Annotated in this window: 20 protein-coding genes and 1 tRNA gene; 15 read left to right on the top strand and 6 right to left on the bottom strand. The window is 69.6% G+C overall.

Features of this window, described 5'->3' with window-relative positions:
- The first annotated feature begins 62 nt into the window (after positions 1–62).
- From EZM51_RS02205 to EZM51_RS02260, 12 genes are all read left to right on the top strand, one after another.
- On the top strand, positions 63–1,589 hold the full coding sequence (locus EZM51_RS02205; protein WP_136706581.1) for a malate:quinone oxidoreductase: 1,527 nt from the start codon (positions 63–65) through the stop codon (positions 1,587–1,589).
- 185 nt (positions 1,590–1,774) lie between these two features.
- Positions 1,775–2,632, top strand: a complete 858-nt coding sequence (locus EZM51_RS02210; RefSeq protein WP_136706582.1) for a pyruvate, water dikinase regulatory protein — start codon at positions 1,775–1,777, stop codon at positions 2,630–2,632.
- Positions 2,633–2,654: 22 nt separating this feature from the next.
- Positions 2,655–5,039 (top strand): phosphoenolpyruvate synthase, encoded by a 2,385-nt coding sequence (gene ppsA / locus EZM51_RS02215; protein ID WP_136706583.1) that lies wholly within the window; start codon positions 2,655–2,657, stop codon positions 5,037–5,039.
- 348 nt (positions 5,040–5,387) lie between these two features.
- On the top strand, positions 5,388–7,169 hold the full coding sequence (locus EZM51_RS02220; RefSeq protein WP_136706584.1) for an ATP-binding cassette domain-containing protein: 1,782 nt from the start codon (positions 5,388–5,390) through the stop codon (positions 7,167–7,169).
- Positions 7,170–7,288: 119 nt separating this feature from the next.
- Positions 7,289–8,359 carry an Rv2578c family radical SAM protein gene (locus EZM51_RS02225; protein WP_136706585.1) on the top strand — a complete coding sequence of 357 codons (1,071 nt, stop codon included), beginning with the start codon at positions 7,289–7,291 and terminating at the stop codon, positions 8,357–8,359.
- Between the two features lie 109 nt (positions 8,360–8,468).
- The gene (locus EZM51_RS02230) at positions 8,469–9,701 is read left to right on the top strand and encodes an ATP-binding protein (RefSeq protein ID WP_136706586.1); all 1,233 of its coding nucleotides are present in this window, start codon (positions 8,469–8,471) and stop codon (positions 9,699–9,701) included.
- On the top strand, positions 9,698–10,837 hold the full coding sequence (locus tag EZM51_RS02235; RefSeq protein ID WP_136706587.1) for an ATP-binding protein: 1,140 nt from the start codon (positions 9,698–9,700) through the stop codon (positions 10,835–10,837). Before EZM51_RS02230 ends, EZM51_RS02235 begins: the two co-directional genes overlap by 4 nt.
- Positions 10,824–11,531: a response regulator transcription factor gene (locus tag EZM51_RS02240; RefSeq protein WP_136706588.1), complete on the top strand. Its 708-nt coding sequence runs from the start codon at positions 10,824–10,826 to the stop codon at positions 11,529–11,531. Before EZM51_RS02235 ends, EZM51_RS02240 begins: the two co-directional genes overlap by 14 nt.
- On the top strand, positions 11,532–12,146 hold the full coding sequence (locus EZM51_RS02245) for a thymidine kinase (RefSeq protein ID WP_136706589.1): 615 nt from the start codon (positions 11,532–11,534) through the stop codon (positions 12,144–12,146).
- Positions 12,147–12,237: 91 nt separating this feature from the next.
- Positions 12,238–13,311, top strand: a complete 1,074-nt coding sequence (locus EZM51_RS02250; RefSeq protein ID WP_136706590.1) for a heparan-alpha-glucosaminide N-acetyltransferase domain-containing protein — start codon at positions 12,238–12,240, stop codon at positions 13,309–13,311.
- Between the two features lie 186 nt (positions 13,312–13,497).
- Positions 13,498–14,973 carry a sugar transferase gene (locus EZM51_RS02255; protein ID WP_136706591.1) on the top strand — a complete coding sequence of 492 codons (1,476 nt, stop codon included), beginning with the start codon at positions 13,498–13,500 and terminating at the stop codon, positions 14,971–14,973.
- Between the two features lie 152 nt (positions 14,974–15,125).
- Positions 15,126–16,931: a DUF4012 domain-containing protein gene (locus EZM51_RS02260; RefSeq protein WP_136706592.1), complete on the top strand. Its 1,806-nt coding sequence runs from the start codon at positions 15,126–15,128 to the stop codon at positions 16,929–16,931.
- Here EZM51_RS02260 and EZM51_RS02265 read toward each other — a convergent pair.
- Entirely contained in the window at positions 16,900–17,355 is a 456-nt protein-coding gene (locus tag EZM51_RS02265) for a hypothetical protein (RefSeq protein WP_136706593.1), read from the bottom strand. The genes EZM51_RS02260 and EZM51_RS02265 overlap by 32 nt on opposite strands.
- 62 nt (positions 17,356–17,417) lie before the next feature.
- Here EZM51_RS02265 and EZM51_RS02270 point away from each other — a divergent pair, with 62 nt between their 5' ends.
- Positions 17,418–18,719, top strand: a complete 1,302-nt coding sequence (locus EZM51_RS02270; RefSeq protein ID WP_136706594.1) for a UDP-glucose/GDP-mannose dehydrogenase family protein — start codon at positions 17,418–17,420, stop codon at positions 18,717–18,719.
- Positions 18,720–18,735: 16 nt separating this feature from the next.
- On the opposite strand, the gene EZM51_RS02275 is transcribed toward EZM51_RS02270, so the two are convergent.
- The 5 genes from EZM51_RS02275 to EZM51_RS02290 form a co-directional block, all read right to left on the bottom strand.
- Entirely contained in the window at positions 18,736–18,999 is a 264-nt protein-coding gene (locus tag EZM51_RS02275) for a hypothetical protein (RefSeq protein WP_136706595.1), read from the bottom strand.
- Positions 19,000–19,181: 182 nt separating this feature from the next.
- Positions 19,182–19,328: a hypothetical protein gene (locus EZM51_RS20430; RefSeq protein WP_169053753.1), complete on the bottom strand. Its 147-nt coding sequence runs from the start codon at positions 19,326–19,328 to the stop codon at positions 19,182–19,184.
- A gap of 236 nt (positions 19,329–19,564) precedes the next feature.
- Positions 19,565–19,641, bottom strand: a tRNA-Pro gene (locus EZM51_RS02280).
- An 83-nt stretch (positions 19,642–19,724) separates the two neighbouring features.
- On the bottom strand, positions 19,725–20,702 hold the full coding sequence (locus EZM51_RS02285; RefSeq protein WP_136706596.1) for a metallophosphoesterase: 978 nt from the start codon (positions 20,700–20,702) through the stop codon (positions 19,725–19,727).
- The gene (locus tag EZM51_RS02290; RefSeq protein ID WP_136706597.1) at positions 20,699–23,362 is read right to left on the bottom strand and encodes a transglycosylase domain-containing protein; all 2,664 of its coding nucleotides are present in this window, start codon (positions 23,360–23,362) and stop codon (positions 20,699–20,701) included. The genes EZM51_RS02285 and EZM51_RS02290 overlap by 4 nt, the downstream gene beginning before the upstream one ends.
- Positions 23,363–23,525: 163 nt before the next feature.
- On the opposite strand from EZM51_RS02290, the gene EZM51_RS02295 reads away from it, so the two are divergent.
- Together EZM51_RS02295 and EZM51_RS02300 are read left to right on the top strand one after the other, a co-directional pair.
- Positions 23,526–23,753 (top strand): hypothetical protein, encoded by a 228-nt coding sequence (locus EZM51_RS02295; protein ID WP_136706598.1) that lies wholly within the window; start codon positions 23,526–23,528, stop codon positions 23,751–23,753.
- Positions 23,753–24,223 carry a RidA family protein gene (locus tag EZM51_RS02300; protein WP_136706599.1) on the top strand — a complete coding sequence of 157 codons (471 nt, stop codon included), beginning with the start codon at positions 23,753–23,755 and terminating at the stop codon, positions 24,221–24,223. The genes EZM51_RS02295 and EZM51_RS02300 overlap by 1 nt, the downstream gene beginning before the upstream one ends.
- Positions 24,224–24,230 lie beyond the last annotated feature (7 nt).

Below are 24,230 nucleotides of genomic sequence, written 5' to 3' on the forward strand. Positions count from 1 at the left end.
ACGAGCCCAGCGACCAGATCCGCCCGGACCCTGAGCCCGTCGAAGGGCCGGTGGGCCGCTGCATGATACGCGGTCAGGGGCACCATCTCAACGCACCTACACTGGAAATCGTGACTTCAGAGGAATCCGTCGACGTCGTGCTCATCGGCGGGGGCATCATGAGCGCGACGCTCGGCTCCCTGATCTCCCAACTGGAGCCCGATTGGAGCATCCGCGTCTACGAACGACTCGGCGAGGTCGCCCAAGAGTCGTCGAACGCGTGGAACAACGCCGGCACCGGCCACGCCGCACTCTGCGAGCTGAACTACATGCCCGAGGCATCCGACGGCACGGTCGACGCCGCGAAGGCCGTCTCGATCAATGAGCAGTTCCAGGTGAGTCGGCAGTACTGGGCGCACCTCGTCTCCACCGGTGCGCTGCCCGAGCCGCACAACTTCATCAACTCGACGCCGCACATGACCTTCGTCAAGGGCGAGGCGAACATCGAGTACCTGCGCAAGCGCGTCGCCGCACTGAAGGACCAGCCGCTCTTCGCCGACCTGGAGTACACCGAGGACCTCGAGCGCATCGCCGAGTGGACGCCGATGCTCGCGAAGAAACGAAACCCCAAGCAGAAGGTCGCCGCGACCCGCATCGAGTCCGGCACCGACGTCGACTTCGGCGCGCTCACGCGCTACCTCTTCGAGGACATGTCCCGTCGTGGGGCATCCATTCGAACCAACCACCAGGTGACCTGGCTCAAGCGCCGTCGCGACGGGCGGTGGAAGCTCCGCGTGCGCCAGTTGGTGGGGCAGTACCCATCGACCGTCAACGCGCGGTTCGTCTTCGTCGGGGCGGGCGGCGGAGCGCTCGCGCTGCTCCAGCACTCGGGCATCCCCGAGATCAAGGGGTTCGGCGGGTTCCCGATCTCGGGTCAGTTCCTGCGCACGACCAACCCCAAGATCGTCGCCCAGCACCAGGCCAAGGTCTACGGCAAAGCCGCCGTGGGCGCGCCGCCCATGTCGGTGCCGCACCTCGACACGCGCGTCGTCGACGGCGAGAAGGCGCTGCTCTTCGGCCCGTATGCAGGCTTCACGCCGAAGTTCCTGAAGACGAGCACCTGGTTCGACCTGCCGTTCTCCATCCGGCTGCACAACATCGTGCCGATGCTGCAGGTCGGGCTGAAGAACTTCGACCTCGTGAAGTACCTCGTGTCCGAGCTGCTCGCCTCGCGCGCTGAGAAGATGGCTGCCCTGCGCGAGTTCATGCCCACCGCGAAGGATCGCGACTGGGAGCTCATCACGGCCGGGCAGCGCGTGCAGGTCATGAAGAAGGACCCCGAGAAGGGCGGCGTGCTGCAGTTCGGCACCGAGGTCATCACGGGTGCCGACGGCACCATCGCGGGCCTCCTCGGTGCTTCGCCGGGCGCGTCGACCGCCGCGCCCATCATGCTCGACGTGCTCGCGCGGTGCTTCCCCGACCGGTTCCCGGCGTGGGAGCCGAAGCTGCGCGAGATGATCCCGAGCTACGGAACGACGCTCTCGGAGGATCCCACCGCCGCGGCGGCGTCGCTCGCCGAGACGGCGCGCGTGCTGCGGCTCGGCGCGTAGCGGCGGCATCCGCTGGGCGGGCGCCCCTCGAACGGTGTTTCGTGTCGAGACCGCAAGAAGCGCGATTCTTTCAGTGACCGATTACTGAATCGCCGCGCGCTCTCCGCGTAGGGTCGAATCATGACGAGATCTTCTCGCCGCGGCGCGCGTGATGACGGGTGCGCCGTCAACGACGGGTTCGGCGCATGATCGACCCCGACGTCCCGATCGCCACGGGCGCGGTCCCCATCCAGACCGCGCAGCGGTACGCGTACTTCGTGTCCGACAGCACCGGCATCACCGCGGAGACCCTCGGCAGCGCGCTCCTGGCGAACTTCCCGACGATCAGGTTCGTACGTCAGACGATCCCATTCGTCGACACGGTCGAGGGCGCACGCAACGTCGTCGCCGAGATCGACCGCGCCCGCGTCGACGGGGGGCGCCCGCTCGTCTTCACCACCATCAAGGCGGCCGAGGTGCGCGCCGTGATCGGCGGCGCGAATGCGGTGATCATCGACCTGCTCGCGGGGCACCTCGTCGAACTGGAGCGCGCGCTCGACACCACCGCGTCGGCGCAGCTCGGCCAGTACCACGCGGTCGGCGATGCCGAGCGGTACTTCGCGCGCATGCGCGCCGTCGAGTACGCCATCGAGCACGACGACGGCCAGAGCCGCCGCGCGCTCGACATCGCCGACGTCGTGCTCATCGCGCCGAGTCGCTGCGGCAAGACCCCGACCACGATGTACCTGGCGCTCCAGTACGGTCTCCTCGTCGCGAACTATCCGCTCACCGACGACGACTTTCCGACCGATGGGCTGCCCCGCGCCGTCGCCAGGTACGCCGACCGCTGCTTCGGGTTGACGACGACGCCGCTGCGGCTCAGCCAGGTGCGGCACGAGCGGCGCCCGAACTCCCGCTACGCGAGTCTCGAGCAGTGCACGCTCGAGCTGCGGCGCGCCGAAGACCTCTACCGACGCAACCGCGTCCCCTTCCTGAACTCCTCCACGAAGAGCGTCGAGGAGATGTCGGCGGTCATCATGCAGACCATGCACCTGCGCGTATGACCCATCGAGTGAGGTACACGAAATGAGCAACATCCTCTGGTTCGACGAGATCGGCATGACCGAGCTCCCGCAGGTCGGCGGCAAGAACGCCTCACTCGGCGAGATGGTGTCGCAGCTCTCCGATGCCGGCGTCCGAGTGCCCGGCGGCTTCGCGACGACGGCCGACGCGTACCGCTCGTTCCTCAGTGCCGACGGCCTCTACGACCGCATCAAGTCCACCGTCGAGCGACTCGACATCGACGACGTGGCCGAGCTCGCCCGGGTGGGCTCGTCGGTGCGGTCGTGGATCGAGGCGCAGCCGTTCCCCGACGACCTCGAGCGCGACATCCGCTCGGCGTTCGCGACGCTGCTCGAGAACGACCCCGATCCCGATGCCGTGACGTGGGCCGTCCGCTCGAGCGCGACCGCCGAGGACCTTCCCGACGCGAGCTTCGCCGGCCAGCAGGAGACGTTCCTCAACATCGGCGGCATCGACAACATCCTCGCCGCCGTCCGCAGCGTCTTCGCGTCGCTCTACAACGACCGCGCGATCGCCTACCGCGTGCACCACGGCTTCGAGCACCACGACGTCGCGCTCTCCGCGGGCGTGCAGCGCATGGTGCGGTCGGATGTCGGCGCCTCCGGCGTCATGTTCACCGTCGACACCGAGTCGGGCTTCGACCGCGCCGTGTTCATCACGAGCTCATACGGACTCGGCGAGGCGGTCGTGCAGGGGGCCGTGAACCCCGACGAGTTCTACGTGTACAAGCCTGCATTGAAGGCCGGTCGCCCCGCGATCCTCAAGCGATCGGTCGGCGAGAAGGCGGTCGCGATGCGCTACACCGACGGCACCCACGTCGGCGGCAGCACGGTGTTCCGGGATGTGCCGCTCGAAGACCGCGTGCGGCTCAGCATCACCGACGAGGACGTCGAGGAGCTCGGACGTCAGGCGCTCACCATCGAGGAGCACTACGGGCGTGCGATGGACATCGAGTGGGGCAAGGACGGGGTCGACGGCCGGCTCTACATCCTTCAGGCCCGCCCCGAGACGGTCGTGTCGCGCGCCGACGGCAACGTCATGCGCAGGTACGTGCTCGGGGAGCGCGGCGAGGTGCTCGCGGTCGGCAGGGCGATCGGGCAGAAGATCGGCGCCGGCCCGGTGCGGGTGCTCACGACCCTCGCCGGCATGGAGCAGTTCCAGGTCGGCGACGTGCTCGTCGCCGACATGACCGACCCCGACTGGGAGCCGATCATGAAGCGCGCCTCCGCGATCATCACGAACCGCGGGGGACGCACCTGCCACGCCGCGATCATCGCGCGCGAACTCGGCATCCCCGCGGTCGTCGGCACGGGAGATGCCACGAGCGTGCTCGTCGACGGCACCGACGTTACGGTCTCCTGCGCCGAGGGCGACGAGGGCTTCGTCTACGCCGGTCGGCTCGCGTACGAGGAACTCGAGACGGCGCTCGATCGGATGCCGCAGGCCCCCGTGAAGATCATGATGAACGTCGGCACGCCCGACCAGGCCTTCTCCTTCGCGAAGCTCCCGAACAAGGGCGTCGGGCTCGCGCGCCTCGAGTTCCTCATCAACCGGCAGATCGGCATCCATCCGCGCGCGCTGCTCGAGTTCGACACCCTCGCGCCCGACCTCAAGGCGGAGGTGGCGAAGCGCATCGCCGCCTACCCATCGCCGCGCGACTACTTCGTGAAGCGCGTCGCCGAGGGCGTATCCATGATCGCCGCGGCCTTCGCGCCCGAGCCGGTGATCGTGCGGCTCAGCGACTTCAAGTCCAACGAGTACGCGAACCTCATCGGCGGTGAGCAGTACGAGCCGCACGAGGAGAACCCGATGCTCGGATATCGCGGGGCGTCGCGGTACATCTCCGAGGACTTCCGCGAATGCTTCGACATGGAGTGCGAGGCGCTGCGTTACGTGCGCGACGAGATGGGCCTCACGAACGTGCAGATCATGGTGCCGTTCGTGCGCACCGTCGGCGAGGGGAAGGCGGTCGTCGACCTGCTCGCCGAGAACGGGCTGCGTCGCGGCGAGAACGGACTGAAGGTCATCATGATGTGCGAGGTGCCGTCGAACGCGCTGATGGCCGACGAGTTCCTCGAGCACTTCGACGGGTTCTCGATCGGGTCCAACGACATGACGCAACTCACGCTCGGTCTCGACCGTGACTCGTCGCTCGTCGCCGACGCCTTCGACGAGCGCGACCCCGCCGTGCTCAAGATCCTCGCGATGGCGATCGAGGCCTGCCGGCGCAACGGCAAGTACGCCGGCATCTGCGGCCAGGGTCCGAGCGACCACCCCGACCTGGCCGACTGGCTCGTCGAACAGGGTATCGAGTCGATGTCGCTCAACCCCGACACCGTCGTCGAGACGTGGCTGCGGCTCGCGAAGCTCGCCCCCGCGCCGGCCTGAGCGGGTCGGATGCCGCGGCGCGCTGTCGTGGCATCCACTCGCCCGCGGCGAATGCTTGCCCTCTCGCACGAGCCTCTGCTACTGTCGACCCCGCTATGAAGTGAGCACATCCCATGGTCCCGCGCCTGAGGCGCCGTTGACACCGGGTGTGCACTTCCACTGATCGCGACAGTGTCGCGCGCACCCGTTTCGTGACGGCGAATGCCCGGCGGGACTCATCCATCCGCTCCCGGGTCGCCGACCGCGCCGCCGTGCCGCGTGCGCGCCGTTCGGTGCATCGTTCGCGCCCGCACGCCGTCGCCGGCGACGGTCTGCGGCCCGGGGGCACTCGCGAACGGACGTTCCCGCATGGCTGTACACGTTTCCCATTCCCTTCACCTCCGCGCCGACGGACTCTCGGCCGCCTATCCCGACCGGCGCATCTTCACCGACCTGTCGTTCACCGTGGCACCCGGCCAGCGGGTCGGACTCATCGGCGAGAACGGCGTCGGCAAGTCGACGCTGCTCCGGCTCCTCGCGGGCACGATCGGTGGTGCGGATGCCGCGTCCGCACCGCTCGGCGACGCCATCGTCGAGGGGCGGCTCACCCGGCCCGCCCGCACCGGCCTGCTCGCCCAGGAACTGCCGTTCCACCCGCAGGAGCGGGTCGGTGACATCCTCGAGCATGCGCTCGCCGGCGTGCGGGCCATCGAGCGCGAGCTCGACGCGGCATCCGCTGCCCTCGCTCTCGTCGACGGCGATCGTGAGGTCGAGGCGGCACACGCCCGCTATGCCGAGGCACTCGATGCCGCCGAGCGCGCCGACGTGTGGTCGGCGCAGGCGCGCCGCGACGAGCTGCTCGAGGGCCTGGGTGTCGCCGGGCTCGGGCTCGACCGACGCATCGGAGAGATCTCGGGCGGGCAACGCAGTCGGTTCGCGCTGGCGGCGCTGCTGCTGCGCGCGCCCGATGCGCTGCTCCTCGACGAGCCCACGAACCACCTCGACGACGATGCGGCCGCGTTCCTCGAGGCGCGGCTGCGCGCCTGGCGCGGACCCGTGCTGTTCGCGAGCCACGACCGCGAGTTCCTCGATCGGGTCGCCACGGGGCTCCTCGACCTCGACCCCGCACGTGCGGGTGCGATCGCGGCCGCGGGTTCGGGTGCAGGCGAGGGCTCGACGCGCGACGAGGTGCTCGCGGCATCCGGTGGCACCGTCTTCGGCGGCGGCTTCAGCGAGTTCCTCGTTCTCAAGGCGGCGGAGCACGAGCGCTGGCAGCGTCAGTACGACGACGAGCAGGAGGAGCTCAAGCGCCTGCGCGAGAGCGTCGGCGGCGTGGCGCGGCGCGTGGCGCACGGCCGGGCGGCCACCGACAACGACAAGTTCCTGAAGCACTTCAAGGGCGGCAGGGTCGAGCAGGCGGTCTCCCGGCGGGTGCGCAACGCCGAGCAGCGCCTCGCGACGCTCGAGCGCGAGCAGGTGGGCAAGCCCCCGGCGCCACTCGACTTCCAGGGCATCCCGCCGGGTTCGCACGCGCTCGAGGAGGCATCCGGTCTGCTGCTGAAGCTGACGGATGTCGCGGTCGACGGCCGCCTCGCGCTCGATGAGCTGGCCGTGGCGCCGCTCACGCGGTTGCTCGTGACGGGCGCGAACGGTGCCGGCAAGTCCACGCTGCTCGGCGTGCTGGCGAGGGCGCTCACGGTCGACCGGGGCGTCGTGCACCGGCGTCGCGGGCTGCGGGTGCAACTGCTGGAGCAGGACGTGCGGTTCGCCGACCCGGATGCCTCGCCGCGACGCCTGTACGAGCGTGTGCTGGGCGAGCGACGCGCCGAGCAGGTCCCGCTGTCGAGCCTCGGGCTCATCGCGCCGCGTGACGAGACGCGCCCCGTGGGTTCGCTCTCGGTGGGGCAGCAGCGGCGGCTCGCCCTCGCGCTCGTGATCGCGCGGCCGCCGCACGTGTTCCTGCTCGACGAACCGACCAACCACCTCTCGCTCACGCTCGCGACCGACCTCGAGGAGGCGCTCGGCACGTATCCGGGTGCCGTGGTCATCGCGAGCCATGACCGGTGGCTGCGGCGGCGCTGGACGGGGGAGCGGCTCGAGCTCCACGCGGGGCGGCGGGTCGGTGCGCCGGCGCCGAGAGTGCGGGTGTGAGCGGCAGCGGTGGAGTGGCGGCTGTTCCGGTTATGCGTCGCGCAGGGCGCATCGGATGCCGCGACGACGCGCCGCGGCATCCGCTTGCCTCACATTCGAACATGTGTTCGAATGGGCAGATGCGATGGAGTGGACAGGAGTTGGGCGTCGAGCAGTCCGATGCGTTGCCCGGGCTCGCGAAGCTCAACAACCTCGTGCGCTCGGTGCAGACGCCCGAGTTCGCCGGCGTCACGTTCCACGAGGTGCTCGCGAAGTCGGCGCTCAACAAGGTGCCGGGCCAGTCGATGGTGCCGTTCGGCTGGACGATCAACCCCTACCGGGGCTGCAGTCACGCGTGCGTGTACTGCTTCGCCCGCCCGACGCACACGTACCTCGACCTCGACGCGGGCGACGACTTCGACCGGCAGATCATCGTGAAGGTGAACGTGGCCGACGTGCTGCGCACCGAGCTCTCGAAGCCGGCCTGGCGGCACGAGCACGTGGCGCTCGGCACGAACACCGACCCCTACCAGCGCGCCGAGGGCCGCTACTCGCTCATGCCGGGCATCATCGACGCGCTCACGACGAGCGGAACGCCGTTCAGCATCCTCACCAAAGGCACGCTCCTGCGCCGCGACCTGCCGCAACTGGCAGATGCCGCGACCCGTGTGCCGGTCGACCTCGCGATGTCGATCGCGGTGTACGACCACGAGCTGCAGCAGTCGGTCGAGCCGGGAACGCCGAGCACCAGGGCGCGCCTCGCCACGGTGACGGCCGTGCGCGAGGCCGGCCTCGACTGCGCGGTGTTCCTCATGCCGATCCTGCCGTACCTGACGGATACGAGAGCGCACCTCGACGAAGCGCTGCGTCAGGCCAAGGCGGCCGGAGCGACGAGCGTGCTCTACACGGCGCTGCACCTCAAGCCGGGGGTGAAGCCGTGGTTCATGCAGTGGCTCGAACGCGAGCACCCCGAGCTCGTGCCGAAGTACCGCTCGATGTACTACGGCAACAACACCTACGCGCCCAAGGAGTACCGCCGCTGGCTCGGGCAACGCATGCGGCCTCTCATCCGGGCGCACGGACTGGAGCAGGGGCGTGAGGATCCCGTGACGGGCGGGGTGCGGTCGTCGGCAGTCGCGCCGGCGCGTCACGCCTCGGGGTCGCTGCCCGACCTGTTCGGCCGGCCGCCCGACCCGTCGGCCCTGTTCTGAACATCGTCGCACCGGCGTCGCCCGACATGTCGCGGCGGGGAACTGCGATAATCCGCAGAGGGCCGAGGGTGCACCCGAGCACCGCCGGCCTCGCGAGTGGAGGACCACGATGACCCTGGGGTTGCCGGGACACCTCGCGCGAGATTCCCTGAGCCGGGCGCTCGCGTTCGGTGGTCACTGTGCCGCGTGGGTGTGCCTCGGCATCGCCGTGTTCATCGGCCTCATGGGCGCGACCGAGGAGGCGGATCCCGTCGGATGGACCACGGCGGCGCTGTCGGCGCTGCTCGGCGGCATCCTGGTGCTCGTCGCCAGGTTTCCGACGGTGACGCTCACCCTCGTCTACCTCGTCGCCGGGACGGGTACGGTGCTCGCCCTCACCGTGATCGTGATGGACCCGGCCTACGGGCTGCGCTCGACCGACAACGTGGTGCTCGCACTGCCGCGCATCGCGCTCATCCTCGTCGGCGGCGCCGGCTCCGGATCGCTGGTCGCCATCACGTGGGGCGTGCTCGGTTGGGCGCTGGGGGAGGCCGCCACGTTCCTCGGCGTCGCCCTGGCAGGCGGTGTGTGGACGCCCAACATCGCCGCGGCGACCGCCCTGGCCATCCTCATCCTCGTGCGCGCGTTCGACGGGCTCGGTCGCCGCACCGACGCCCGCCGTGAGACGGGACTGCACCGCGCCAGCCAGCACACCCGCGAACTCGCCATCCGCCATGACTACGAACTCCGGGCGACCGCGAGGCTGCACGACACCGCGCTCAGCCATCTCGTGGCGATCGCCGCCGCCGGATCCGGTCCGGTCGACGAGCGGCTGCGGCTCGGAATCCGGGAGGACCTCAGCCTCATCGTCGGCCGCGACTGGGCGATCGACCACGCGTCCAGCGACGCCGGTGAGCGCGCCCTCCGGCAGCCCGACGTCCCTGCCGGACTCGCTTGCGCAGCACCCGACGCCGGGGCGCCGACCCTCGAGACCGCGTTCGCCGCTGCGGCCAACGTGGGGCTCGAGGTGCGGATGAGCGGCGATCTCGCGGTGCTCGGCGTGCTGGGGCCGGGCCGGGCCGCCGCACTCGACGCCGCCGTCGCCCAGTGTCTCGTCAATGTCGCGAGGCATGCGGGCGTCCGGGAAGCGGAGGTGGCGATCGGACTCAGTGGCGGGGAGGTCACCGTCGCCGTCATGGACAGCGGCGTCGGATTCGACGAGGGCGAGGTGCCCGAGGACCGCATCGGGCTCCGCACCTCGATCCGCGCCCGCATCGAGCAGGAGGACGGGACCGTGCGCGTCTGGTCGACGAAGGGTGTCGGCACGACCGTCGTCATGGCCGTGCCAGAGGGCGGTGAATGAGCAGGATGCGCCTCACCCAGCAGGAGGCCGACCCGCTCGGCGGCATCACGGCGGCGCCGCTCGTCGCGATCGGGGCGGCGCTGGCGTTCGGATTCTCGATCGTGCTCACCATCGTGCACTGGAGTGACGTCGGGAGGCCGCTCGCCGCCGTCATCGCGATCGGGCTCGTGGGTGCGGCCGGGGTCGTCGCGGCGGTCTCCACGACGCCATCGCGTGCGCCGTTCGCCTCCGAGCGACTGTGGCTCATCGTGGCGCTCGCGGTGGCCGGGGCGATCGCCGAGTACCTCAGCACGATCGGTGCCAACAGCTCCGTCTACGACGATTTCGGCTCGATCGTCGTGGGCACGCTCATCCTCAGCGTCGCGCCGTACTGCACCTGGATCTCACTGCTGCTCGCCGGCGTGATCTCTGCGGCCGTGCTCTCCTTCCTCGTCGTCGGGTCCGCCTCGGCCATCGCGGTGGACGTTCCCATCGCCTCGCTCATCGCGCTCAACTCGGTTGCGGTGCTCGCGCTGGCCGCCGCGGCGGCCGGGTACTCCGCCGCGGTCGTCGACGAGACGCTCGCCTGGCAACGGGAGGCGAACCGCGCCGCGCTGCAGCGCGACGCCGAGCTCCGGGCGGGGATCGCCCGATCGGTGCAGCAGAGCCGAGTCTCGGTGCTCGGACGCGAGGTGCTGCCGTTCCTCGCGGGCGTCATGACCGCCGATCGCATCTCGGTCGCGGACGCCGACCGCGCGCGTGAGCTCGCCGAGACCCTGCGGCACGCGCTCAAGGCGGGCATCGAGTCGACGTGGCTCGACGAGCTCGCGGCGGACCTGCAGCCCTCCGGCGGCGTTCCCATCGTGATCGACGACGCCACCGGCGCAGCCGACGACCTCAACGACGACCAGCGTTCGGCCCTCACCGCGCTGCTCGTGTGGCTGGGCGACGGGGGCCGATCGGCGGAGATCAGGGTGACCTTCCGCACCGACCCCGATCGCAGCGGGATCTCGATCGTGGCCGGACACGGCTCATCGCCGCCGACCCGTCGCGAGCTCGATCGCTTCACCGCGGTGGCGCGTGCCGTGGCGATGGGCGCGGAGGCCACGCTCGCAGGGGAGAATGTCAAGGTGGAGTTGCGTCATGTCGCCGAGTGAAGCGCCGATCCCGGCGGCGCCGTCGGATGCGCCGGTCGACGAGCGGGTACGCCTCGCGCTGCTCGACGATCACGGGCTCATCGTCGACAGCCTCGCGACCTGGTTCGCCGATCACGCCCCCGATTTCGAGGTCGCCGTACGCGCCACCACCTGGATGGATCTCATCCGGAACCCCGCCTTCCCCGTCGACCTCGTGCTGATGGATCTCCAGCTCGGCGACGGCGTCTCGATCGAGTCCCGCATCCGCGCCTGCCGGGCGGCGGGGGCGAAGGTGCTCGTCGTGAGCGCACTGGACGACGAGGGATCCCGGGCCCGGTGCCTCGCCGCAGGCGCGGCGGGCTTCGTCTCCAAGACGCTGCCGGCGGGCGAACTCGTCGACCTGGCACGGCGCGCCGCGCGCGGGGAGCGGCTACGGCGGCATCCGTCGACCGGCAGCGCCCGCCGCGACAGCGGCGCTGCCGCGGCCGGGGCGGCGCTCGGCTCGGCGCACCTCAGCGCCGCGGAGGAGCGAGCCCTGCGCCTGTACGCCCAGGGTCATTCGACGGCCGAGGTGGCCGATCGCATGGACGTGGGCTACGAGACCGCGAAGACCTACCTGCGCCGGGTGCGGGAGAAGTACGCACGAGTCGGCCGGCCGGCCAGCCGGAAGGCCGAACTGATCCGCCGGGCGGCGGAGGACGGATTCCTCGAATAGATGGCGAAGCTGTACTTCCGCTACGGCGCGATGAACTCCGGCAAGTCGACGGCGCTGCTGCAGGCGGCCTTCAACTACGAGGAGCGCGGGCACCAGGTGCTGCTCGCGAAGCCCGCGGTCGACACGAAGGGCGACCTCAGCATCGTGTCGCGGCTCGGCATGGCGCGCGATGTCGATTTCATGATCGAGCACGGGTCGAACGCGCTGGAACGCTTCCAGCACTATCGATCTCGGGTCATCGAGGTTTCGGGGCGCGACGTGAGCTGCCTGCTCATCGACGAGGCGCAGTTCCTCACGTCCGAACAGGTCGACGACTTGCTCCGCATCGCCCTCATGGACGACATCCCCGTACTCGCATACGGCATCCGCACCGACTTCCAGACGGCCGCGTTCCCCGGCAGCCGGCGACTGCTCGAGATCGCGCACAGCATCGAGGAGTTGAAGACCATCTGCCGCTGCGGACGCAAGGCCATCTTCAACGGCCGTCTCATCGACGGCCGGTTCGTCTTCGACGGCGACCAGGTCGCGATCGACGGCGAGCAGGTCACCTACGAATCCCTGTGCGGGGTCTGCTACCTCGAGGAGAGCGGCGGCGTGCTGAACGGCCGACACTGACGGGTGCCCTGCGCGGGCTGCCGCCGTTCACGATGCCGCCGCACCGGATGCCGCTGCGCATCGCAGCCGTCGAGGTGCGAGCATTGGCAGCATGACGGTCGACGCGCAGCGGATGCCACGCCGCGTCGAGGGCGTCGACGCCGCCCGCGGATTGGCGCTCATCGGCATGTTCGTCGCACACGTGACTCCGGCCGTCGCGACGCCGCAGGTGGCCGAACTCATCGCCATCGCCGACGAACGCCCCCGCCTGCTCTTCGCCCTGACCGCCGGAATCGGGCTCGGGCTGATGTCGGGCGGCGCTCGCCCGATCGCCGACGGACGCTCCGCGCTCCGCCGCCAGATCGCCGTACGCGCGGTCATCCTCATCGCGCTCGGCATGCTGATCTGGGCCACGCTCGACCCGCTGGTGTTCATCATCCTCGACGTGTACGGCGTCGCGTTCCTCGTGCTGCTGCCGCTGCTGTTCCTGCCGTTGAGGGTGATGCTCTGGCTCGGTGTCGCCCTCCTCGCGGTCACGCCGGCGCTCACGGAGCTGGGGGCGCGCACCGAGTTCGTCGACGCGGTGCGCCAGACCCCGTTGAAGTTCCTCTCCGACTGGATCGTCGGCGGCGCGTATCCCGTGATCGTCTGGGTCGCCGTGATGCTCATCGGGCTGGCCCTCGCGCGCACGGACCTGGAGTCGCCGCGCGTGATCGCGTCGACCGCGCTCGCGGGCGCTGCGGCGGCATCCGTGTTCCTGCCCCTCGCCGCGCAGCTCCCACCGCCCGAGCTCGTGAGCGAGGCAGGCTGGTCGGTGCCGCTGCGCGCGTCGATCGAGGCGCTCGGCAACGTGGGCGTCGGCGCGCTCGTGGTGGCCGCGATGCTCACGCTCACCGCGCTCGCCCGCCCCGCGGTGCGACGGATCGCCTCGACGATGCTCTCGCCGATCATCGCCATGGGGGCGATGCCGCTCAGCATCTACACGCTCCACCTCGTCGTGATCGCGCTCGCGATCCGAGAGGAGAACGGCTTCGCCACGGATGACTCGTGGCCGCTGCTCATCGGGCTGGTCGCCGGGTCGATGACGTTCGCCTGGCTCTGGCGGCGCCACCTCGGACGCGGGCCACTGGAGCGATTGCTCCGGTGGGCGAGCGGCCGTGATCGCGTGGATGCGGCGGCGCACTGAGGCGCCGGGGCCCCGGAGCGCCCCGCATCAACAACTGAGGCGACCTCAGGACCCCACTTCGGGGGACACTTCGCATCGAGGCCTCGGGCGCCCCGGCAGAGCGGGGTAGCCTATCGCATGACCCGCTGCCCGAACGGCGGGGTTCGTGCGTCCGCCCACCCGATGCGGACTGCCTGGGGAGGTGCCATGACCCTGACGCGACAGTCGTCCGTCGACTCGCCGTCTGCGGTCGTCGCCGCATGGCAGCGAGCGTACGCCTCGCGCCTGCTCGTCACCGACCTCGTCGTGATCGTCGTCGCCGTCTACGGGTCGCAGTTCATCCGCTTCGGCACGAGCGGGGCGAGGCTGCGCATCCCCGGCACCAGCGACGATGTGTACGAACTGAGCTACGTCCTCGTCTCGGCGGTCCTCGCCGCCGGCTGGTTCCTCGCGCTCTCCCTCTTCGGCACCCGCGACCGCACCGTCATCGGCGCGGGGACGACCGAGTACAAGCGCATCACGGATGCCACGATCCGCGTGTTCGTGGTGCTCGCCCTCGTCGCCTTCCTGCTGCAGTCCGAGGTCGGCCGCGGTTACCTCCTCGTCGCCCTGCCGCTCGGGCTCGCCCTGCTGCTCGCCTCGCGCTGGATGTGGCGCAAGTGGCTCCTGCGCAAGCGGGCATCGGGCGCGTACAGCCATCGCGCGATCCTCATGGGCGAGCGCGTGAAATCCGTGCACGTCGCCGAGCAGATGCTGCGCGACGGCGCCTCGGGCATCAAGATCGTGGGCGCGGTCACCGAGGGTGGCGCCGGCGAACCCGACATCCTCCCCGGCATCCCGGTGCTCGGCGACCACCGGAGCGTGACCAAGGTGCTCGAGGATGCGCGTGCCGACACCGTCGTGTTCACGGGCGCCGACACGATCGACCCCCCCGCGATGCGCCAGCTCGGCTGGGAGCTCGAGGCCACGTCGACGACCCTCATCGTCGCGCCGGCGCTGACGGATGTCGCGGGCCCGCGCATCCACGCACGCCCCGTCGCCGGGCTCCCGCTCATCCAGGTGGACTATCCCGTGTTCACGGGCCGCAGGTACGCGCTCAAACGCGCATTCGACATCGTGACCTCGCTCCTCGCGCTCGTGGTGCTGAGCCCGGTGTTCCTGGTCATCGCCATGCTGGTGCGTCGCGACACCCCAGGGCCCGCGCTGTTCACGCAGGAGCGCGTGGGGCTCAACGGCGAGCGGTTCCACATGCTGAAGTTCCGGTCGATGGTGGTCGACGCCGAGACGCAACTGCCGACGCTCCTCGACCGATCCGACGGCAACGGCGTGCTGTTCAAGCTGAAGTCCGATCCGCGCGTCACCCGCGTCGGCGCCGTGCTGCGCCGCTACAGCCTCGACGAGCTGCCGCAACTCGTCAACGTGCTGGCGGGCGAGATGTCACTCGTCGGACCGCGTCCGCCGCTGGCGTCGGAGGTCGAGCAGTACGACGAGTGGACACGCCGCCGCCTGCTCGTGCGGCCCGGCATCACGGGCCTCTGGCAGACGCAGGGCCGCTCCGACCTCTCGTGGGAGGACAGCGTGCGGCTCGACCTCTACTACGTCGAGAACTGGTCGCTCACGGGCGACATCATCATCCTGTATCGCACGATCCGAGCGGTCGTGCGAGCGCATGGCGCCTATTGACTGCGCGCCGTGTCCGTGACGAGCACTCCGGCCGACGGCACACGGGATCCACGACGACCCGGTCACCCCGATCGACGCACTCCGGCTCGCTCGTCGGGCCCTGAGTCGCGCTCAGTCTTTGCCACTACGATGACCGAGACGGACGGAGGAACATGAGTCGAGCGGAGAAGCCGCGGAAGCCGTTGCTGCGGAGCGCGAGGCTGTGGGTGCCCGTGGGCGTGCTCGTCGTGCTCGTGGGGCTCGGCCTGTTCGGTGCCTCCGCAGTGAGCAAGGCGTTCGATGCCAAGGACGCCCTTGAGGACGTGGTGCCGATGGCGTCGCAGCTGCAGAAGCAGGTGCTCGCCAGCGACTTCGACGCCGCGGAGGCGACGCTCGTCGAGATCTCCGCCGCGACCGCGGAGGCCGACTCGATCGTGAACGACCCGGTGTGGCGGGTGAGCGAGTTCGTCCCGGTCGTCGGCCCGAACTTCTCCGCCGTGCGGGAGATGGTGACCGCCGCCGAGGCGATGGTCGACGATGGGATCCCGCATCTGCTCACGAGTGCCCAGGTGCTCGCGCCCGAGCGGATCGTCCTCAGCGGCAGCGGCATCGACCCGCAGCCGTTCAAGGACGCTGCGACCGATGTGGCGGCGGCGAACGACGCCTTCCAACGGGCCCACGACATCGTCTCGGGGATCGACGTATCCGGCCTCATCCCACAGGTGAGCGACGCCAAGCTCGAACTCGAACAGCGCATCACCGAAGTGGCCGCACCGCTCGAGGCGCTCGACTCGGTCGTGTCGCTGCTGCCCGGCGTGCTCGGCGCCGACGCACCGCGAACCTACGTGCTGCTGTTCCAGAACCCCGCCGAGATGCGGCCGCTCGGCGGACTTCCCGGCCGGATCGCGGAGGTGGCGGTCGTGAACGGCAGCCCCTCGCTCGTGCGCCAGACGAACTCGTCGGCGGCGTACATCCGCTCCGACGCCACGTCGATGCTCGAGGTCTCTCCCGAGAAGATGGCGCTCTACGGCGACTTCTACGGCCGCTCGATGACACTGGCCACGAACACCCCGCATTGGGATGACGCGGCGATCACCGCCAAGGGGCTGTGGGACCGCCAGTTCGGGACCTCGGTCGACGGCGTCATCTCGCTCGACACCGTCGCGCTCGGGTACATCCTCGAGGCCACCGGGCCGATCGCCCTCCCCGACGGCTCGCAGATCGATTCCAAGAACGCGGTCGACGTGCTGCTCAACCGTGTCTATCTCGAGTTCGACGATCCCGACATGCAGGATGCGATCTACGCGGCGCTCGTCGACGTGACGTTCGCCAAGATCGCGAGCGGGCAGTTCGACATGAAGGTCATGCTGGATGCCGTCGTGCGGGGTTGGGAAGAGTCGAGGGTGCTGTTCTGGAGTGCCGACGAAGCAGTGCAATCGCAGCTCGAACTCGCCGGCGCCTACGTCGGACCGCCGCGGACCGATGACGCCACGGCGGGTGTCGGGATCTATCTCAGCGACAACCAGGGCTCGAAGATGGACTACTACCTGCGTCAGTCCGCCGATGTGGCGCACGCGGTGTGCGCGGCCGGCGAGTCCGAGCGGGCACGTGTCTCCCTCGCGGTGAACAACAACCTTCCGGCCGATGCGGTCGGGGACCTGCCCGGGTCCATCTTCGGCATGTCGGATCGCGAAGGAGTGCCGATCGGCGACATCCGTGCGTGGACCTACGTCTACCTGCCCACCGGCAGCACCGTCACCGGTGTCACGGTCAACGGCGAGCCCGTCGAGCACGAGGTCATCCCCGACGGCGAGAATCCCGTGGTCAAGGTGCGCGTGCAGCTGGCTCCGCAGGAGACCAAGACCCTCGTTGTCGACCTGCAGATGCCCGAGGCGGGCGAACGTGAATGGGAGCTGCACGTCGGCCCACTCGTGACGCCGACGAAGGTCACCGAGTCGGAACTCGACTGCGCCGCATAGCACTGTCGGTCGGCGTCGCCGCCCAGAAGCCGACCACGGCACCGGCGATCGCCCCGATCACGTTGAGCGCCAGGTCGGCAGATGAGGGATCGTGGTCGACCATCCACCACGATGGCGCCGCCTCGACGAGTGCGCAGGCGCCCAGCAGGAGGATGACGGCGAGCCACGCCATCCGCCGGCCGAACGCCACCACCGCCAGGATTGCGAGCGGCGCGAACAGCACGGCATGCGAGGCGTACTCGACGAGGTCGTAGTCGATCCAACCGGCGAGGCCGTGCCGGCGTAGGAAGGAGAGCACACCGCGCAGCCATGGCGTGAGCCCCTCGTCGATCGGCCGCGGTACCAGCGCGACGATCGCGCCGAACGTCGCATACACGCCGAGGACGAGCATCGCCCAGCGGCGGCCTCGATCGGGGGGAGTCACTCCATCAGCCTAGGAGCGGCGGGTGCGGCAGAATGTACGGAGTGTCCGAACGAAGGATTTCGATGCGCATCTCAGTGATCGGCTGCGGTTACCTCGGCGCCGTCCATGCCTCGGCGATGGCCGAACTCGGCCACGAGGTCATCGGCATCGACGTCGACGAACGCAAGATCGCCGCACTGGCGGCGGGGCGTCCGCCGTTCTACGAGCCGGGACTTCCCGAGATCCTCACCTCCGCAACGGCGAGCGGTCGGCTGCGGTTCAGCACCGACATCGCGGATGCCGCGGGCGCCGAGGTGCATTTCCTCGCCGTGGGCACCCCGCAGGTCGCCGGAAGCGGCGCCGCCGACCTCGGCTATGTGGATGCCGCGTTCGAATCGCTCCTCCCGTATCTCGCCGACGGCGCGCTCATCGTCGGCAAGAGCACGGTGCCGGTCGGCACGGCGGGGCGGCTGGCGGAGCGTCTCGCAGCGGGTGCCCCGCACGCGAGCCTCGCCTGGAACCCCGAGTTCCTGCGTGAGGGGTTCGCCGTGAAGGACACGCTCGAGCCCGACCGGCTCGTGTACGGTGTCGTCGACGACCACGCGGCATCCGTGCTCGACCAGATCTACCGCGCTGCGATCGAGGCGGGCACACCTCGCATCGTCACCGACTACGCCACCGCCGAGCTCGTGAAGGTCGCCGCGAACTCGTTCCTTGCCACGAAGATCAGCTTCATCAACGCCATGAGCGAGATCGCGGATGCCACGGGCGCGGATGTCACGGCGCTCGCCGACGCCATCGGACACGATGCCCGAATCGGTCGGCGCTTCCTCAACGCCGGCGTGGGATTCGGCGGCGGCTGCCTCCCGAAGGATATCCGCGCGTTCACCGCACGTGCCGAGGAGCTCGGCCGCGGGGATGCGCTCGGGTTCCTGAAGGAGGTCGACGCGATCAATCTCAGGCAGCGGCAGCGCGTCGTGGACCTCGCGATCGAGGTGCTCGGCGGCTCGGTGTTCCAGAGGAAGGTCGCCGTGCTCGGCGTGACGTTCAAGCCCGAATCCGACGACGTGCGCGACTCCCCGGCGCTCGACGTGGCCGTGCAGCTCAAGGGGCTCGGTGCCGAGGTCGTCGCCACCGACCCAGAGGGCCTCGACAACGCGCGGCTGCGGCATCCGCAGCTCGACTACACCTCGTCGACCCACGAGGCGCTCCGCGACGCCGAACTCGTGGTGCTCGTCACCGAGTGGCGCGAGTATCGCGCGCTCGATCCCTCGCGCGTCGGGGGACTCGTCGCGGGGCGTCGCATCATCGACGGGCGCAACGTGCTCGACCCGGTCGCGTGGCGTTCGGCAGGCTGGCAGTATCGAGGGCTCGGGCGGCCCTGAGGGTCGCCTCGGGAGTTCAGGTGGTGTCGGTCGGGAAGACGAGTGGCGGGGCGCCCAGCGCCTCGAACAGCCGCGAGCTGCGGTTCATCTCAGCCGCGAGCGCGGCCAGGATCACGATCTCCTGCTCGGAGAAGGCCGCCGTCAGCTCGGCGACGAAGTCCGGGAAGTCCAGCGGGGTGGAGGAGACGAGCCGTGCGTATCTGGTCGCCAATCGCTCCCTCGGCGAGAAGCTGGAGATCTCGGACACATCGGCCACGGTACGAATCGCGTCGAGCTCCACGTCCGACTGACCCGTGGGCTGGCTTTCCCGGCGTCGGCGATGCAGCACGGCGAGTTCACCGTGTAGGCGGCGGTGATCGCGACCAGGTTCTGGACCCGGTCCCCCAAGCGCTTGCGCGTCTTGCCTGCAGGGAAGAGCCAGTACAACGAACCGGCCACCCACGAGAAGGCCGTCCTGGCGTCTCATGCCATGAGGCGGCCGGGCACGAAGCGCTGCCCCATCTCCCGGTCGATCATGGCGTTCCACGGCCGCAGGAGCAGGTTGAACCGGCGTGGTTCGGCGATGAACGCCTTCCCGTGAGGGCTTGACGTCGCCTGCCTTGCGGCCATCGTCGACACATCCTCTCGAAGGACTGGTACCGCCGAGTCGGCCCGTGGCCTGTAGGCCAGCGTATGCCCGTCAGTGCGAAACAGCGAGGGCCGACACGTCTCGCGAAAGGGGACTGCCGACCAGTCTGCACGCGACGCAGCTGCGGTTCGTCGCCCGTGCTGTCGGCCACGACTTCGCCGCCGTGAGCCCGGCTGGAACGAAGAGGGCCCCCTCCATACGGAGGGGGCCTTCACGGTGGTCGGGGTGACAGGATTTGAACCTGCGACCTCTTCGTCCCGAACGAAGCGCGCTACCAAGCTGCGCCACACCCCGGTGGCCCTCACGGGCCTCCACAAGGATAGCCGAAAAAACGCGACCGGCCGACCACGCGGGTGGCTGCGGCATCCGGTCGACCGCTACTGCGTCGGTATCAGCGTGAGCAGTGTCGCCTCGGGCGGGCACGCGAAGCGCACGGGGGCGTAGATCGACGTGCCGAGACCCGCCGAGACGTGGAGGTAGGCCGACCGCAGCCCGTGCTGCCACGTGCTGAGGCCCTTCACCTGCCGGCGCGGGATGTCGCAGTTGGTGACGAGGGCACCGTAGCCCGGCAGGCACACCTGGCCGCCGTGGGTGTGCCCGGCGAGCACGAGTTGCGCCCCGTGGTTCACGAACGAGTTCAGCACGCGCTGGTAGGGCGCGTGCGTGACACCCACCGTGACCGTCGGGCGACGAGGGGCGACGGATGCCGCGTCGGGCCAGTGCTCGTCGCCGAGCGGGTCCTCGGCGCGCAGTTCGTCGATCGCCGCGGTGATGAGGTCGAGCCGGTCGTAGCCCTTGTGCGGGTCATCGACGCCGAAGAACTCGAAGTGCGTGCCGCGGAGGTCGAGGCTCGCGGCGGTGTTGTCGAGGTCGTGCCAGCCGAGCTCGGCGAAGTAGGCGTGCAGCGCGTGGATATCGAGGCGCTTCGCGCGACGCAGCTGCCCGGAGGGGCCGCCGAAGTACATGAAGGGGTTCTTCGGTGCCGGGCCGAAGTAGTCGTTCGAGCCGTTGACGAACACCCCGGGCACACCGCGGAACGCGTCGAAGGCGCGCCGGACGCCCTCGAGACCTCGCTCGTGCCCGAGGTTGTCACCGGTGTCGACGACGAGGTCGGGCTCCAGCTCGGCGAGCGAGCGCACCCACTCCTGCTTGTCGCGCTGCCAGGGCGCCATGTGCAGGTCGGAGAGATGCAGCACGCGCACCGGCGCGGCCCCCGGCGGCAGTACGGGAACGTCGACCCGCCGGAGCGTCCAGCGCGTGCGCTCGACGAGGATGCCCCATGCGAGCGCGGCAGCGCCTGCCGCGCCGATCGCCAGGGCGATCCGCGCGGCAGGCGAGCGTGCGTCGCGCGTCAACCGTCGCCCGGCGCGTTGTTGCCGTCGCCGGTCGGGAGACCGAGCTTCCCGACGGTGATCGTCACCCGGTCGCCGGGCTTCGCCGGGCTGCCGGCCGACGGGTCCTGGGCGATCACGACGCCGTCCTGCCCAGGTTCGATCACGTTCTGCTCCTTGCGCTGCACCCGGAAGCCGGCGGATTTCAGTGCGTTCTCGGCGTCGGACGCGGACAGCCCCATCACGTCGGGAACGCCGGTGAGATTGCCGCGACTGATCTGGAGCGAGATCACCGCACCACGACCGGCGGAGCCGGACGGGTTCTGCGCACCGATCGTGCCCTTCGGCTGCGACGAGTCGACCTCGCCGTCCATCGACCATCCGAAGCCCGCGGCCTCGAGTGCCTGCTGGGCCGCCTCGGGCGCGAGCCCGAGCACGTCGGGAACCACGGCCTGAGGCGCGTTCAGGTACGAACCCTGCGGGTCGGGGAACGCCTCGCCGCCGTACTTGGCGTTCGCGACGTTCATGACGTCGGGCCACAGCTGGTGGCGGATGACGGCGGCCTCCGTGCCGTTGAAGGACGTGTTGCGGAGGTTCACGAAGCCGCTCGCGTTGTAGACGCCCGCCACCGTGGCGACCCGCGAGCTCGCGCCGCTCATCCAAGTGGCGTAGGCCTCGTCGGTCGTTCCGGTCTTGCCGATCATCGGAACCCAGTTGTCGATTCGGCCGGCCGAGGACCTGCCGGTGCCGTCGGACATGACTCGCTGGAGCGCGTAGGCGTCGGCAGCGGCGACCTGGGCGTCGATGACCTGCTCGCACGTCGACGGCGGGGGCGGGACCTCGTTGCCCTCGGCGTCGACGATGCGGTCGATGGCGATCGGGGTGCAGCGCAGCCCGCCGCCCGCGATCGTCGCGAACGCCGTCGCCATCGAGAGTGGGGCGACCTCCTCGGTGCCGAGCACCGCCGCGGGCTTGAAGCCGGTGTCGACGATCTCACCGGCCTCATTCACCCGGTCGCCGAGTTCGAGGCCGTCGGCGCGCTTCGCACCCATCATGGCCTCGGCGGTCTGCTGGATGCCGCAGAGGTCGAGTTGCTTCGCCATCGCGACGAAGCCGGTGTTCTCGGAGTTGATGGTGTTGAAGAGCGCCGTCCAGTAGCCGCCGTTGCCGCCCTCGTCGTTGCGGGGATTCCAGTCACCCGCCGGCATCGGGCCGTCGCAGCTGTTGTTGAACGTGCCCCAGTCGGACTTGCGTCGGGCGTCGACTCCCTCGTTGAGGGCGTGCCCCTCCTTCAGCCACTCGGTGAGGGTGAAGATCTTGAACGTCGAGCCGGGCTGGAACCCGCTCGAGCCGCCGTAGTCGCGATCGGTGTTGAAGTTCACCGCGGAATAGGTGGGATCGGCCGCGAGGACGTCGGGGTCGGGACTGTATTTCTTGTTCTGCGCCATCGCGAGCACGCGACCGGTGCCGACCTCGATGCTCACGATGGACCCGCCGATGTCCATCCCGTCGACGTATTGGGGAACGTTGTTGTTGAGCGACTGCACCGCGGCGTACTGGAGGTCCAGGTCGAGCGTCGTGTAGATGTCGAGCCCGCCCTGCTCGAGCATCTGCTGACCCTCGTTGACGTCGGGGGTCTCGGCGACGTCCATCTGGTTGCGGATGATGTTCACGACGTAGTCGCAGAAGAACCCGTCTGCACCCTGGCCTGCGGTCTGGCAGCCGGTGCTCGACTCGGTGATCTTCGGCTCGATCGGTGTCGCAACGGCTTCGTCGTACTGCTCCTGGGTGATCTTCTTCTCGTTGAGCATCTGCCGCAGGATGTAGTCGCGGCGGTCCTTGGTGAGCGCGTAGGGGGTCAGTTCCCCGTTCTTGTCGACCGTGTTGGCGCCGTTCGTCTCGCTGTCGGGCTGGTCGAGGCGGAACTTCTCGGGGTGGTTCACGATCGCGATGAGGGCGGCGGCCTGCGCCACGGTGAGCTCCGCGTTCGTGTTCACGCCGAAGTAGTACTTGGCCGCGGCCTCGATGCCGTAGACACGTCCGCCGAAGGAGGCGATGTTGAGGTACCCGAGCAGGATCTCGTCCTTGGGGTACTTCTTCTCGATGGTGATCGCGTACCGCATCTCCTTGAGCTTGCGTGAGATGCCGGCGTTCCCGTCGCTCACCGTCGCCGTCTCGAGGGCCGCTTCGCGATCCTCCTGCGTCTTCGCGTCGCGCACGAGGTTGTTGATGATCACGTTCTTGACGTACTGCTGGGTGATCGAGGATCCACCCTGGGTATTGCCGCCGATGTACGTCTCGAGCGCACCGCGGACCGTTCCCTGGATGTCCACCCCGCCGTGCTCGTAGAAGCGGGGGTCCTCACCCGCGACGGCGGCGTCCTTGACGAACTGGCTGACGTCGTCCCACTTGACGTTCTCGCGGTTGTCGTCGTAGAAGGAGGCCATCAGCCGCGGCTCGTCCTCGTGCACGGCATAGATGTTCGACTTCTGGGCGAACGGCTTGATCTCGAGGTAGCCGGGGAGGTTCTCGAAGATGGTGATGCCGTTCGACGCGGTCATTCCGGTCACCGCGATCGCCGGGGTCACAGCGGCCGTCACGAGCAGTCCGGCCAGAGCGCTCATGCCGACGAAACCCAGGATTCCGGTGCCGACGTCGCTCAGCGTACGTTTTTGGGCAGACATATAGTGGAGCCTAACGGAAGAAGGCTGGCAAAACCCGCTATGCGGGGGCGCTGCGAGCACGCGCCGCACGGCCGATCCCCGCCGGACGGATGCCGCGATAATCCGACATTTCGGGCACAGAGTCCGCCACATCAGAGTCCGCCGATCAGAGACGAGGAACCGCATGCCGGCCTGGGAGTACATCACCACCCCGCTGCTCATCCACAACACCGCCGCCATTCTCAACAACTGGGGCTCGGAGGGCTGGGAGCTCGTGCAGGTCGTGCAGGGCCCCGAGGGCGGCCTCGTCGCGTACCTGAAGCGGCCGAAGGACGGCGAGTCGTCGGCCGCGGCATCCGCGGGCGCTGCGGCGGCGGCACAGGCCGCCAAGCAGTTCGAGGGGGAGCAGTGATGCCCGCCTACGAAGATCGCCTCGCCGAGCTCGGCATCGAGCTTCCGGAGGTCGCGCCGCCGGTGGCCGCCTATGTGCCGGCCGTCGTGACCGGCTCGTACGTGTACACGTCGGGCCAGCTCCCGTTCGTGGCGGGCTCGCTGCCCGACACCGGCAAGGTCGGCGACGGACCCGGGCTCGTGCCCGCCGACGACGCGAAGGGCCACGCCCGCACGTGCGTGCTCAACGCCCTCGCCGCCGTTCGCGCCGAACTCGGATCGCTCGATCGCGTGACGCGCATCGTGAAGGTCGTGGGCTTCGTGGCATCCGACCCGTCGTTCACCGGCCAGCCGGGCGTCGTGAACGGCGCCTCCGAACTGCTCGGCGAGATCTTCGGCGAGGCCGGGCGGCACGCGCGCTCGGCGGTCGGCGTCGCGGTGCTGCCGCTCGACGCGCCCGTCGAGGTCGAGCTCGTCGTCGAGTTCGCGTAGCCGCGCC

Source organism: Agromyces sp. H66, assembly GCF_004959775.1.
In the GTDB taxonomy this organism is placed as follows: Bacteria; Actinomycetota; Actinomycetes; order Actinomycetales; family Microbacteriaceae; genus Agromyces.